The sequence below is a fragment of the Bradyrhizobium sp. 40 genome (assembly GCF_023100925.1).
Classification (GTDB): domain Bacteria; phylum Pseudomonadota; class Alphaproteobacteria; order Rhizobiales; family Xanthobacteraceae; genus Bradyrhizobium.
In genome coordinates, this window is sequence record NZ_CP064688.1 from 1,829,959 (window position 1) to 1,842,724 (window position 12,766).

The following is a 12,766-nucleotide window of genomic DNA, read 5'->3' on the forward strand; positions in this document are numbered from 1 at the left end:
AATTGGCTCTCGTGATCTGCCCCGGGTTCGACAGCTCGTTGGTGCGGGTGCGCAACCCTTGGAAATGGCGCGTACGAGCTCCTCTACGTTCCGGAAATCGAGATACGCGGCGAGCAAGTCAATCCGCATCTCGGCTGGCCAAGCACCGTTTTCCGGATAGCGAGGGGCGCGCGCATGCTGTCGCATTCTAGACGCGTGCGCTTTATTGTCATCGGCCGGTTCGGCTGCGGATCCGTCGATCGCCATGAAGCAGAGCAAACATCGTTCGGCAGATCATTCAACTCCAAGCCGGGCAAAGTTGCCGCATCCTGGGCTTGGGTTGGCCTGCTTGCGTCATCTCGATAAGGCTGATGGCTGCTAGGTCTAATCGATCATCTTCGCGTTATCGCAGCAAAGCGGCGACCGCTCGCGCTAGCCCGTCTCCAAAATGCGGGCCACGCTTCGCCGATCTCCGCCAACTGCAGCGACCTATGAGGCTGTACCGCGCTTTCGTTTTTGCACCGGCGAGGCGATGCCGCTGCGGGCATTGATCGTGTCCGGACCTCGCGTGTCGAGCGCGCTATCCGGCGAATATTTCTGGCCCGCACCGTCGCTTCGTCAGGCGAAAATGCCCCCGGTTCACCTTGATTTGCCCCGTGCATCGTCCTCGCGATTGACGCGCAGACGTTTATTTTTTCTGATCGATCCCCCGTTTGCCCATGCTCTGGTGAGCGATGGCAGCCATGGTCATCTCCGTCAGTCCGGTCATGGGCTCGCGTCCAACGCACTCTCGAAATGGCTGATCAGGCCCGAGGGACGGCAAGAGCCTCGATCGCCTTCCCGCAACAGCTCACGCCTGCTTTTTTCCCCTACCGCCAAGCGGCGGCATTCCTCGCGCGAGACAAAAAAGCACGCTTTCGCCGTCCTCCGCTGCGCTGTGGGCCGGTCGGCTGCGGGCCGATCGCTCCCCGGGCCAAGGATCGCCATCGAGGCTGCGATGGGCGCGGCTCGAACAAGAGACAGACGGAGATCACCATGGCGACCATCGGCACTTTCACCGCTTCGGACAACGGCTACACCGGCTCGATCAAGACGCTGACGCTGAACATCAAGGCCAAGTTCACGGCCTCCGAAAAGGACACCGACAAGGCTCCCGACTACCAGGTGGTGGTAGAGTCCCGCCCTAGAGCGACTGGCCGGAACTTGGGTCTGAAATCAGGGCCTCGCCTTTGCGCGCATGGCCTCTGCGCCGCGGTCATCGCATCGTGGCTCATCGCACACCCGACAGCCATAGAAGGATGCCCGCAATGAGACTGCTCGCGACGACGTTGTTTTCGTTCTGCCTGATCGTCTGCGGCGCCGCCGCCGCGGAGCAGACGATTGTAGAAGGAGCCAACCCCATGTCGAAATCGGAAGATCTTCGCGCCGTCGCCCCCGCGCTCGAGAACTACGCCCAAAAATACGTTCTGGGCGGTCTCTGGAAGCGTCCCGGTCTTTCGGCTCGGGACCGCGGCATAGTGACGGTGGCCGCACTCATCGCCCGCGACCAGAGGGTCGAACTGCCGTTCTATCTGGGTCTCGCGCTCGACAACGGCGTGAAGCCCGCCGAGATATCCGAGATCATCACGCACCTGGCTTTCTACACGGGATGGGCGAACGCGATGGATGCCATCCCGGCGGCGAGGGACGTCTTCAAGAGCCGCAATATCGGGGCCGATCAGCTCCCGTCGACCTCAGGTTCACAACTTCCGCTCGACGAGGCGGCGGAGGCGCAGCGCGCGGCGCGGGTAGATCAGCAATTCGGCCAGATCACGCCGAGCCTCGTCCTGTACACCACGGACGCGCTGTTCCGGGACCTCTGGCTGAGGCCGGGCCTCGCCCCCAGGGACCGGAGTCTTGTAACCGTGAGCGCTCTCGTCGCGACCGGGCAGGTTGCCCAGATCACCTATCATCTGAACCGAGCGATGGACAACGGGTTGACCCGGGAAGAGGCCGGCGAGGTGCTCGGTCATCTCGCCTTCTACGCCGGCTGGCCCAACGCGTACTCCGCGGCGCCCATCGTCAAGGAAGTCATCGAGAAGCGGCCTCGGTAGGGGATGCCGATGCATTCGCGACGAGGAGTGATCGCCGGCGGTGCAGCCGGACTGGCCATCCTGACCGTGGGCGGCAGGGCCACCGCCGAGAAATCGAACCCAGCAAGGAGTGGAATGATGGAGATCGATATCAAGCGAAACGGCTCGCGGCCTTCCGCGAAGGGCTCGTCGGACTGGTTCACCGGCTCGGTTCGTGTGGACCCGCTGTTTCAGGCGCCCGATCCGGCACGCGCCGGCGCCGGCCAGGTCACCTTCGAGCCTGGCGCCCGCACCGCCTGGCATACGCATCCTCTCGGCCAGACGCTGATCATCACCGCGGGACTGGGATGGGTGCAGCGCGACGGCGGCTCCATCGAGGAGGTGCGGCCCGGCGATGTTGTGTGGTTTCCGCCGGGGCTGAAGCACTGGCATGGCGCGACGCCGACCACCGGAATGACCCACATTGCCATTCAGGAATCCCTCGGCGGCAAGAACGTCGACTGGATGGGGAAGGTCGCCGACGAGCAATACCGAAAGTGAAGCAAACGGAGGAGAGATGAACACAAAACAGCTTTTCGGGGCATCTATGCTGGTCGCGGCATTGGGCGGTGGAGCTATCGCTCAGCAGACGGATGGACAGTACGTGCAGGTGGCGGAGATCGAGATCGATCCCACGCAGCTGGACGCGTACAGGGCCGCAGTGCAGGAGCAGATCGACGCCGCCATCCGAAAGGAGCCGGGCGTGCTGGTGCTCTACGCGATGTCCGAGAAAGATAATCCGACCCATGTCAGGGTCTTCGAAATCTACCGCGACAGGAATGCCTACGAAGCGCACCTCGGATCGGATCATTTCAAGAAATATAAGGCGACGACGGAAAAGATGGTGAAGTCGCTCAAGCTCGTGCAGACGGTGCCCATCATGCTTGGCGCAAAATCGAAGTGAGCATTAATCCAAAGAGGGAAACGAGCATGAGTAATCCATTCGCTATTGCGGCGGCGGCGATGGTAGCCGGAATTGGGATCGGTGGTTTCGGCGTCCATTCTCTAAAGGCGCATGGAAACCTGCCAGTCTACATGATCGAGGACAACACGGTGCGAGATCCCGACGCATTCGCCAAGGAATTCGCGCCGTTGGCACGTGAGAGCCTCAAGATGTACGGAGGACGTTATCTGGGCGGTGGAAGTGGAGTTTCCATCGATGGCGATCCCCCGAAGGGACGGGTCGTCCTGGTCCGGTGGGAATCACGCGAGCAGATGATTAAGTGGAGGCACTCTCCGGAATATACCAGGGCACGCACCATCGGAGAAAGGCACGGCAGTTTTCGCATCTTTGCCGTGGATGGAGTGAATTAAAGCTCTACAAAGCACAGACTGGCGATAATTGTGGTGCGCTATCGTCTGCTATTGGCCGTCGCTGTTGACCCGAAGCAGACATTGCCGTCCGCTCGGGCGCAATTCCGCTACCTTGGCTTCGGCCAGGCCGCGCGTTCGGCGGAAGCGTTCTGGATGTCGGTGGACATGTCCTGCATCAAGATGCTCTGTTCTTCTACGGGCCGCTAAGCGCAGCAGCGCCACCCATGTATGCCTCTCTAGAGACGCCACGCTTCGCCGGAAGCGGACAGCGCGCCTGCTGAACCAAGGAGCCGCTGAAGATGCCGCCGCGTCGATCGAACTTTGCCGACCTCTCGTATTTCCTGGAGATCGCGAAACATCGCAATTTTCGGCGAGCTGCGCTCGAGCTTGAGATCAGCGCCTCGGCTCTGAGCCACGCGCTGCGCGGCCTCGAAGAGCGTCTCGGGCTCCGCCTCTTGAACCGGACGAGCCGCAGCGTGACGCTCACCGCCGCAGGCGAGGCTCTTCAGTCTGCGCTCGCTCGGCCATTCGATGAAATCAATAGTGCCCTCGATGTGCTCAACCGTTTCCGCGAAACGCCCAGGGGGCGAGTGCGGCTCAGCGTACCAACCGAGGCGGCCCAATTTCTCATCGGGCCGGTGATGGCCACGTTTCTCGACCGATATCCCGAAATCGAAATCGAGTTCTCTGTGAACAATCGGATGATAGACGTTGTCGAAGGCGGCTTTGACGCTGGCATCAGGTACGGCGGCACCGTCCCGCAGGACATGATTGCCCAGCGCCTCTCCGCCGATGTCCGCTGGCTCGTCGTAGGGGCTCCATCCTATCTCGAACGGTACGGAGCACCGCTCCATCCCGATGATCTGCAGGCTCATCGCTGCGTGAGGATCCGGATCGGAGACGACAGCATCTATCGCTGGGAGTTCGAGCGCGGTGACGAGAAATTCGAGGTGAATGTTCAGGGCGGATTGACCGTTGATCAGGGGCAGATCGGACTGGCCGCCGTGAAGGACGGCGCCGGACTGATGTACGTCGCAGACCCAATGGTTCGCGAATATCTTCGCGATGGCACGATGCGTACAGTGTTGGACGACTGGGCGCCGCTTGGTCCCGGATTTCACGCATACTACTCGAGCCGTCGCCAGGTCCCAGCGGCGCTGCGGCTCTTCATCGACCATGTCCGGGAGCTGCGGCCGCTGGGCCTTTGAACCGGCTCGTTCCGGATCGCTGAATGTGGCTCAATGAAGCGTCGGATCCGCTGGAGGCCTTATGGTCGCGGTGATCCGACTGGCAATCATCTGCCCCACCGTTGGCGACCCGTTCTATGACCTGAAGGGCTAGCAAAGCACCTTCGATATCAGCGCTGCACAGTCTGTCTCCCCGCCGTCGCATACAGCGAATGGGGCTGGGCCCCAATTATCGGCATGGTCGCTCGCGGCGTTGGCCGCGTAGCCCGCCTCAGACCTACGCCGGCGTACATGAGAAACATTCATCGTCGCATCAATCTTGGGCGCATGAACTATCAAACGGTACGGGGATTGGCTTGCGTTATACGAATACACGCAACGAGATCTGGAGACGACATGGCAAACCCCGTCGAATCGGAAGTGTCGAGACGAGGCGTCTTGGTCGGCGGAACCGCTACGGCCATGATCGGAATATTTCCAGGCGGGCAAGCGCAAGCACAACCGGCAAGATCTGGCCCGGTGCGGCAGGATTTCGAGGTCTCGTTCGAAATCAACGGCAGGCCGTACAGCCTTCAATTGGACACGCGCACCACGCTCCTCGACGCGCTCCGCGAGCATATTCATCTCACCGGCTCGAAGAAGGGCTGCGACCATGGTCAGTGTGGAGCATGTACCGTAATCGTAAACGGAGTTCGCATCAACTCCTGCCTCACCCTCGCGGTCATGCACCAGGGCGATAAGATCACCACGATCGAAGGCCTCGGTACGCCCGAGCAACTGCACCCGATGCAGGCGGCGTTCGTCAAACATGACGGCTATCAGTGCGGCTATTGCACGCCGGGGCAGATCTGCTCTGCTGTCGCAGTGCTCGATGAGATCAAGGCTGGCGTTCCGAGCCATGTCAGCGCCGACCTGACGTCTCCGCCCGAGCTTACGTACATCGAGATGCGCGAACGCATGAGCGGCAACATCTGCCGCTGCGGCGCCTACTCCAACATCGCCGAGGCAATCGCCGAGGCCGCCGGGAGCAAGACATGAGGGCATTCACCTACGAACGCGTTACCTCGGCCCAAGAAGCTGCCGCCAAAGCAAAGGCGACGCCGGGCGCGAAGTTCATCGCCGGCGGCACCAATCTCCTCGACCTGATGAAGCTCGAGATCGAAACCCCGCAGCACCTGATCGACGTCAACGGGCTGAAGTTCGACAAGATCGAGAAGATCGAAGACGGTGGACTTCGCATCGGCGCCTTGGTGAGAAACACCGCTCTCGCCGCCGACATGCGCGTCAGGAGGGACTATGGCGTGCTCAGCCGCGCACTTCTCGCCGGCGCGTCCGGCCAGCTCCGCAACAAGGCGACGACGGCGGGCAATCTTCTCCAGCGCACGCGCTGTCCCTACTTTTACGACACCAACCAACCCTGCAACAAGAGAAACCCCGGGTCGGGCTGCGCGGCGATCGCGGGCTACAGCCGCCAACTGGGCGTGATCGGGGTGAGCGAGGCGTGCATCGCCACGAATCCCTCCGATATGGCGGTCGCCATGCGGGCGCTCGACGCCGAGGTGGAGACCATCGACGCCGCCGGACTGACGCGGAAGATACCCATTGCCGATTTCCACCGGCTACCCGGCGATACACCGGATGTCGAGACAACGCTTTCCTCGGGCGAGCTAATCACCGCGGTGACGCTGCCGCCTCCGCTCGGCGGAACACACATCTATAAGAAGGTCCGTGATCGTGCGTCTTACGCGTTCGCCCTGGTTTCTGTCGCTGCAGTACTGCAGCGCGACGGTACGGGACGTGTGGCGGTGGGCGGAGTGGCGCCCAAACCTTGGCGTATCGAAAAAGCGGAAGCCGAGCTGCGCGCAGGGGCGAAGCCGTTCTCCGCCCGGCTGCTTGCCGATGCGAAGCCCACCAAGGAGAACGCATTCAAGGTGCCGCTCGTTGAGCGGACGGTCGCCGCCGTCATGCACGAAGCGAGGCAGAAATGAAGTTCGATACACCCGCCCAGACCAACCCGATCGATCGCATGTGGGTAGTGGGGCGTGCGCACCCCCGCATCGATGGACCCTTGAAGACTACGGGAAAGGCGGCGTACGCATATGAGCATCACGACGTTGTGACCGATCCTGCTTACGGGGTTATCGTGGGCTCCGCAATCGGCAAGGGCCGTATCGCGAGGATCGACTTGACGGTGGCGGAGCGCGCCCCCGGGGTCATCGCCATCGTGACTGCTGAGAATGCCGGCAAGCTCGGCAAAGGAAAACACAACACGGCGAAGCTGCTCGGCGGCCCCGACATCGACCACTACCACCAGGCGGTCGCGGTGGTAGTGGCGACGACCTTTGAGCAGGCGACGGCGGCAGCCGCCTCGGTGCGCGTCGAATACGCGCAGTCGGAAGGAAGGTTCGATCTCGAAGAGGCGCTGAGGACTGCGCCCCTTGCGAAGGACCCGAACAGTCCCGAGAAGCAGGGACCTTCTGAAAGTCGCACCGGCGATTTCGAGCAGGCCTTCGCTCGAGCGCCGGTGAAGCTCGACGAGCTCTACACGACGCCCGACCAGAGCCATTCGATGATGGAGCCTCACGCTTCGATCGCAGCGTGGAACGGCGACAAGCTGACAATGTGGACGTCGAACCAGATGATAGACTGGGGCAGGACGGATCTCGCGACTACCCTCCGCATCCCCAAGGAGAACGTCCGCTTCATGTCGCCATATGTGGGTGGCGGGTTCGGCTGCAAGCTGTTCCTGCGCTCCGACGCGGTGATGGCCGCGTTGGGAGCAAGAGCGGCTGGTCGTCCCGTCAAAGTCGCGCTCCCGCGGCCGTTCGTCCCCAACAACACGACGCATCGTCCCGCGACTCGGCAACGCATTCGGATCGGAGCCACCACGGACGGAAACATCCTCGCCATCGCCCACGAAAGCGGCTCAGGCGATCTTCCCGACGGCCAGCCGGAGACGGCGACGAATCAGACGCGGCTACTCTACGCCGGCCCCAATCGTCTCACCTCGATGCGGCTTGCAGTCCTGGACTTGCCCGAAGGAAATGCGATGCGAGCCCCTGGCGAAGCGCCGGGGTTGATGGGGCTCGAGATCGCAATGGACGAACTGGCCGAGAAGCTTGGCATGGATCCCGTTGAGCTCCGCGTACGCAACGATACGCAGGTGGACCCCGAGAAGCCGGACCGTCCGTTCTCCCAACGCGACCTGGTGAGTTGTCTGCGCGAAGGCGCCGAGCGGTTCAGGTGGCAGCACCGGAGCGCGTCCCCCGGGGCGGTGCGGGACGGCAACTGGCTGGTCGGCATGGGCATGGCGGTCGCGTTTCGGAACAACATGAACATTCCTTCAGGCGCCCGTGTCCGTCTGGGACAAGACGGTCGTGTCACGGTTGAAACCGACATGACCGACATCGGGACCGGCAGTTACACGATCATCGCGCAGACCGCCGCCGAGATGATGGGCGTCGGCATTGAAAAGGTGTCAGTACGGCTCGGCGATTCCGCGTTCCCCGTCTCCTCCGGATCGGGAGGTCAGTTCGGCGCGAACAGCTCGACGTCTGGCGTGTACGCCGCATGCGTAAAGCTGCGGGAAGCGGTCGCGCAACGCCTCGGATTCAACTCAGCGGAGGCGACCTTCGTGGACGGTCAAGTGCTCGGCGGCAACCGCTCGGCCAAACTGACCGACGCCGTCCGCGACGGCGAACTCGTCGCCGAGGACAAGATTGAATGGGGAGGCCTCGACAAGAGCTACCAGCAGTCGACCTTCGGCGCCCATTTCGTCGAGGCGGCCGTCGACGGATTCACCGGCGAAATTCGCGTTCGTCGAATGCTCGCGGTCTGCGCAGCGGGCCGAATCCTGAATCCATTGACCGCCCGGAGCCAGGTGATTGGAGCGATGACCATGGGCGTAGGTGCCGCGTTGATGGAGGAACTCGCCGTCGACAAGCGCCGGGGCTTCTTCGTCAATCACGACCTCGCCGGCTATGAAGTGCCGGTTCACGCTGACATACCGCATCAGGAAGTGATCTTCCTGGATGAGGCGGACGACAAGGTCTCGCCGATGAAGGCAAAGGGCGTGGCCGAACTCGGAATTTGCGGCGTCGCCGCCGCCGTTGCCAATGCAGTGTACAATGCGACCGGCGTTCGCGTGCGAGATTACCCGGTCACCTTGGATAAACACCTCAATAGCCTGCCGGCCGTATCATGATTGGGCGCTGCCGATCTTCGACCGATGCTGCCGCTGGATCAAGATGGTTGAAACTACAACGCCAATGGCTGAGCGTCGCGCCAGCAAACGCTGCTACGACGTTGAATCGTATCGACCACAGCACGATTATTGGGAGCCGACATGCCTAACGTGAGGAATAATTTTGGCGGGAAGGTAGCCTTTGTGACGGGAGCAGGTGCGGGCATCGGCAGGGCGGCAGCGCTGGCGTTCGCGCGTGAAGGCGCCAGTGTCGTGATCGCAGATACCTCGGAAACGAATAATCAAGAAACCGCTCGGCTCGTCGAGCAATCCGGTGGACGGGCACTTGCCATCAGGTGCGACGTCTCCCGTGAGGAAGATGTCAAGGCCGCGCTGCAGAAGACAATCGAAGTATTCGGGCGCCTGGACTACGCCGTCAACAATGCCGGCATCGAACAGGCTGTCATGCCATTGGCCGATCTCACGGTAGAGCGGTGGGATCGATTGATCGAAGTCGATCTACGCGGCGTTTTCCTGTGTATGAGATCCGAGATCCCCTTGATGATGAAGCAGGGAGGCGGCGCGATCGTGAACATCTCCTCTGGGGCTGGGGTCAAGGGCATCCAAGGGCAGGCAGGGTACTGTGCAGCGAAATTCGGTGTCGTCGGTCTCTCCAAAGCGGCAGCACTCGACTACGCCAAGTCCAACATTCGTGTGAACGTCGTATGCCCCGGCATCATCGAAACGCCAATGATGGAACGCTTCAGCGGGGGCACACCAGATGGAAGGGAGCGCGTGATCGCACAAGAACCTGTCGGACGGATGGGAAAACCCGAGGAAATCGCCGCTGCCGTCGTTTGGCTGTGCTCAGACGCGGCGGCATTTGTCGTGGGGCACGCAATGGTCGTCGATGGTGGTCAGACAGCGTAGGACAGTGGATCGGGTCTGAGACCCACCCACCAATTATCGGGGTGGCATCGGAAGGAAAAGGTCATGAACATCATACGCAGCGGCTCTCGGCCATCCGGCAAAGGGCCGGCTGAATGGTTTACGGGCACCGTTCGGATCGACCCGCTCTTCAGCCCACCGGAGCCGGCCCGCGCGGCGGGCAATCTGGTGACGTTCGAACCTGGTGCGCGCACGGCCTGGCATACCCACCCACTTGGCCAAGCTCTGATCGTCACGTCGGGTCGCAGCGGGAGGGCGGCCCTGTCGAAGAGATTGGACCGGGAGACGTTGTTTGGTTCGAGCCTGACGAGAAGCACTGGCACGGAGGCACCGCGAGCACGGCAATGAGCCACATCGCAATCCAGGAGGCCTTGAATGGAACGCCGGTGACATGGTTGGAGAAGGTCTCCGAAGAGCAATACCGAAAGTGAGATCAAAGAGCTTTCCATGAACACGCGTTGTCCGTCTCATGGCAATTGTCGGGCACTTCCCAGCTGCAGGCGCCCCAAGGGGCTCCGAATGCTTTGGAGCGGACATGATGATTTGGCCGCGACGCATGGCTCGTCGGCCGAGTCACCGGGCAGGAGTTCGCGCAGGACAAGCCGTATCTGCTTCGTCGAAAGAAATCCTTCTTCGCGAACCCTGGTTCCAGTGACGGGAGGCGAAGGCCCACGGCTGTGTATGCAAAAGGGTGGCTGTGTATGCGAAAGGATGAGCCATGAAGTTCGATAGGCTCGCAGCGCCGAATCCGATCGACCGGCTCAGGGTCGTCGGCAAACCGCATGATCGGGTCGAGGGACGGCTTAAGACGACGGGCACGGCCACTTACGCCTATGAGCATGATGGCGTCGTAAGCGACGCCGCATACGGCTATGTCGTTGGTGCAGCGATTTCCAAGGGGAAAATCAAGTCCATCGATACCACCGGTGCAAAGGTTGCCCCGGGTGTCATCGCCGTCATAACCCATGAGAACGCAGGACCGCTCGCAAAGGGCGAGTTCTATACTCAGCGCTTTCTGGCCGGCCCGGAAGTCGATCATTACCATCAAGTCGCGGCCTTGGTGGTCGCCGAAACCTTCGAGCAAGCACGGTCCGCCGCCTCTCTCGTCCGTATAGACTACCTCAAGAGCGACGGTTCGTTCGATCTCGAAGCTCAGAAGCGGACAGCGCCGGTTGCCAAGCAGGGCCCATATGGTGGGCCCACCGAAACAGCAGTCAGGGACTTCGCTGGTGCTTTCGCTTCTTCCGCGGTCAAGCTCGACGAGACCTACACGACGCCCAACCAGGCGCACGCCATGATGGAGCCGCACGCGACGTTGGCGATATGGGAGGGTGACAAGCTGACCTGCTGGACATCGATCCAGCAGATGAACTGGGGCACACGCGATCTAGCCAAGACCTTGGGCATTCCAAAAGAAAACGTCAGGCTCATATCACCGTATATCGGCGGCGGATTTGGCGGGAAGGGCACGGCTCAGTCCGACCTTGTCATGGCAGCACTAGGAGCGCGCGCAGCCCGCAGGCCGGTCAAGCTCGCACTCCAGCGGCCGTTGATGTTCAACAATCTGATCCATCGTCCGGCGACCATCCAGCGCATCCAGATTGGCGCAGCTTCGGACGGCAAGATCATCGCGATCGGCCACGAAAGCCTCTCGGGCAATCTGCGAGGTGGTCGGACTGAACCGACGACGCTGTCAACTCGGGCGCTCTACGCCGGCGCCAACCGAATGACCCGCGTACGTTTGGCCGTACTCGATCTGGCTGAAGGAAACGCGATGCGAGCACCGGGCGAAGCACCGGGTATGATGGCGCTCGAGATCGCGATGGACGAAGTGGCGGAGAAGCTGGGGATGGATCCGGTCCGGTTCCGGATCCTCAACGACACCCAAGTCGATCCGGAGAAACCTGAACGACCATTCTCGGCGCGCCACTTTATCGAATGCCTGGAGACGGGGGCGGATCAGTTCGGCTGGAGTAAACGAAACGCCAAGCCCGGAAAGGTGCGCGATGGGCACTGGTTCGTCGGCATGGGAATGGCGGGAGCAATCCGAGGCGCACCGATCGCCAAGTCAGGCGCGCGTGTGCGGCTCGACAGCCGCGGCGTGGTGACGGTGGAAACGGACATGACCGATATCGGCACCGGCAGCTACACGATCGTCGCTCAGACAGCTGCCGAAATGATGGGCGTATCGATCGACAAGGTAGTTGCCAAGCTCGGCGATTCCACGTTTCCAGAGACGCCAGGATCGGGCGGTCAGCAGGGCGCGCCTTCGGTCACCGCGGGAGTCTACGCGGCGTGCGCCAAGTTGCGCGAAGCCGTCGCGCAAAAGCTCGGCTTCAACTCGGTGGATGTCGTGTTCGCAGACGGGGAGGTGCGGTCCGGCAACCGCGCGGTGCCGCTCGGGACGGCCGCGCAGTCAGGTGACATCCTCGTGGAGGATTTCATGGAATACGGCGACCTTGCGAAGCGGTTTGCACAGCAGACTTTCGGTGCACATTTCGCCGAGGTGGCCGTCGATTCCTTTACCGGCGAGATCCGGGTCAGGCGCATGCTTGCGGTTTGCGCGGCTGGCCGCATTCTGAATCCCAAGACGGCCAGGAGTCAGGTGATCGGCGGCATGACAATGGGAATAGGTGCCGCACTGATGGAGGAGATGGTCGTCGACACTCATTTGGGCTTCTTTGTGAATCATGATCTTGCCGGGTACGAGGTGCCAGTCCATGCGGACGTTCCACACCTGGACGTGATCTTTATCGACGAATTGGATCCGACAATGTCTCCGCTGCAGGCGAAGGGTGTCGGCGAACTAGGCCTGACCGGTGTCGCGGCCGCGGTGGCCAACGCCATCTACAACGCGACCGGCGTGCGGGTCCGCGAGTATCCTATCACCCTCGACAAGCTCCTTGCCGCATTGCCAGATGTAACGTGAATCGGAGCACAACGGCATTGCCGTCCGTTAAACGGGTCGCCTTGTGATATGCGGGCATTCGTGAGCGCACCGTCTCTGGCCTGTTAGAGAAACGCAAATTGAGCGGAGAGGCGGT

At 61.7% G+C, this 12,766-nt stretch carries 11 protein-coding genes and 2 pseudogenes; all 13 read left to right on the top strand.

From position 1 onward, the window contains the following. Nucleotides 1–1,014 precede the first annotated feature (1,014 nt). Nucleotides 1,015–1,146, top strand: a pseudogene (locus IVB40_RS08705) (DUF736 family protein); the annotation flags it as partial. A 233-nt stretch (nucleotides 1,147–1,379) separates the two neighbouring features. Continuing rightward, a complete protein-coding gene (locus tag IVB40_RS08710) occupies nucleotides 1,380–2,072 on the top strand; it encodes a carboxymuconolactone decarboxylase family protein (RefSeq protein WP_346283297.1) in 693 nt (230 codons plus the stop codon). A gap of 123 nt (nucleotides 2,073–2,195) precedes the next feature. Continuing rightward, nucleotides 2,196–2,591, top strand: a complete 396-nt coding sequence (locus IVB40_RS08715; RefSeq protein WP_247819507.1) for a cupin domain-containing protein — start codon at nucleotides 2,196–2,198, stop codon at nucleotides 2,589–2,591. 16 nt (nucleotides 2,592–2,607) lie between these two features. Continuing rightward, entirely contained in the window at nucleotides 2,608–2,994 is a 387-nt protein-coding gene (locus IVB40_RS08720; RefSeq protein WP_247818609.1) for a putative quinol monooxygenase, read from the top strand. A gap of 26 nt (nucleotides 2,995–3,020) precedes the next feature. Next, the gene (locus tag IVB40_RS08725; protein WP_247818610.1) at nucleotides 3,021–3,404 is read left to right on the top strand and encodes a DUF1330 domain-containing protein; all 384 of its coding nucleotides are present in this window, start codon (nucleotides 3,021–3,023) and stop codon (nucleotides 3,402–3,404) included. 33 nt (nucleotides 3,405–3,437) lie between these two features. Next, on the top strand, nucleotides 3,438–3,611 hold the full coding sequence (locus IVB40_RS08730) for a hypothetical protein (RefSeq protein ID WP_247818611.1): 174 nt from the start codon (nucleotides 3,438–3,440) through the stop codon (nucleotides 3,609–3,611). Between the two features lie 92 nt (nucleotides 3,612–3,703). Then, nucleotides 3,704–4,612: a LysR family transcriptional regulator gene (locus IVB40_RS08735; protein ID WP_247818612.1), complete on the top strand. Its 909-nt coding sequence runs from the start codon at nucleotides 3,704–3,706 to the stop codon at nucleotides 4,610–4,612. 375 nt (nucleotides 4,613–4,987) lie between these two features. Then, nucleotides 4,988–5,629 carry an aldehyde dehydrogenase iron-sulfur subunit PaoA gene (gene paoA, locus IVB40_RS08740; protein ID WP_247818613.1) on the top strand — a complete coding sequence of 214 codons (642 nt, stop codon included), beginning with the start codon at nucleotides 4,988–4,990 and terminating at the stop codon, nucleotides 5,627–5,629. Next, a complete protein-coding gene (locus IVB40_RS08745; protein ID WP_247818614.1) occupies nucleotides 5,626–6,579 on the top strand; it encodes a xanthine dehydrogenase family protein subunit M in 954 nt (317 codons plus the stop codon). The genes paoA and IVB40_RS08745 overlap by 4 nt, the downstream gene beginning before the upstream one ends. Continuing rightward, nucleotides 6,576–8,795: an aldehyde oxidoreductase molybdenum-binding subunit PaoC gene (gene paoC / locus IVB40_RS08750; protein ID WP_247818615.1), complete on the top strand. Its 2,220-nt coding sequence runs from the start codon at nucleotides 6,576–6,578 to the stop codon at nucleotides 8,793–8,795. Before IVB40_RS08745 ends, paoC (IVB40_RS08750) begins: the two co-directional genes overlap by 4 nt. A gap of 141 nt (nucleotides 8,796–8,936) precedes the next feature. Then, nucleotides 8,937–9,704: an SDR family oxidoreductase gene (locus IVB40_RS08755; protein ID WP_247818616.1), complete on the top strand. Its 768-nt coding sequence runs from the start codon at nucleotides 8,937–8,939 to the stop codon at nucleotides 9,702–9,704. Between the two features lie 63 nt (nucleotides 9,705–9,767). Further along, nucleotides 9,768–10,153: pseudogene (locus IVB40_RS08760) on the top strand (cupin domain-containing protein). A 287-nt stretch (nucleotides 10,154–10,440) separates the two neighbouring features. Then, nucleotides 10,441–12,651, top strand: a complete 2,211-nt coding sequence (gene paoC / locus IVB40_RS08765) for an aldehyde oxidoreductase molybdenum-binding subunit PaoC (protein ID WP_247818617.1) — start codon at nucleotides 10,441–10,443, stop codon at nucleotides 12,649–12,651. The last annotated feature ends 115 nt before the right edge of the window (nucleotides 12,652–12,766 follow it).

What these genes read in the sequence shown, in the direction of transcription:
- IVB40_RS08755 (WP_247818616.1), top strand. Translation starts at nt 8,937, where the DNA reads ATGCCTAACGTGAGGAATAATTTTGGCGGGAAGGTAGCCTTTGTGACG.
- IVB40_RS08720 (WP_247818609.1), top strand. Translation starts at nt 2,608, where the DNA reads ATGAACACAAAACAGCTTTTCGGGGCATCTATGCTGGTCGCGGCATTG.
- IVB40_RS08710 (WP_346283297.1), top strand. Translation starts at nt 1,380, where the DNA reads ATGTCGAAATCGGAAGATCTTCGCGCCGTCGCCCCCGCGCTCGAGAAC.
- IVB40_RS08725 (WP_247818610.1), top strand. Translation starts at nt 3,021, where the DNA reads ATGAGTAATCCATTCGCTATTGCGGCGGCGGCGATGGTAGCCGGAATT.
- paoC (WP_247818617.1), top strand. Translation starts at nt 10,441, where the DNA reads ATGAAGTTCGATAGGCTCGCAGCGCCGAATCCGATCGACCGGCTCAGG.
- IVB40_RS08745 (WP_247818614.1), top strand. Translation starts at nt 5,626, where the DNA reads ATGAGGGCATTCACCTACGAACGCGTTACCTCGGCCCAAGAAGCTGCC.
- paoC (WP_247818615.1), top strand. Translation starts at nt 6,576, where the DNA reads ATGAAGTTCGATACACCCGCCCAGACCAACCCGATCGATCGCATGTGG.
- IVB40_RS08735 (WP_247818612.1), top strand. Translation starts at nt 3,704, where the DNA reads ATGCCGCCGCGTCGATCGAACTTTGCCGACCTCTCGTATTTCCTGGAG.
- paoA (WP_247818613.1), top strand. Translation starts at nt 4,988, where the DNA reads ATGGCAAACCCCGTCGAATCGGAAGTGTCGAGACGAGGCGTCTTGGTC.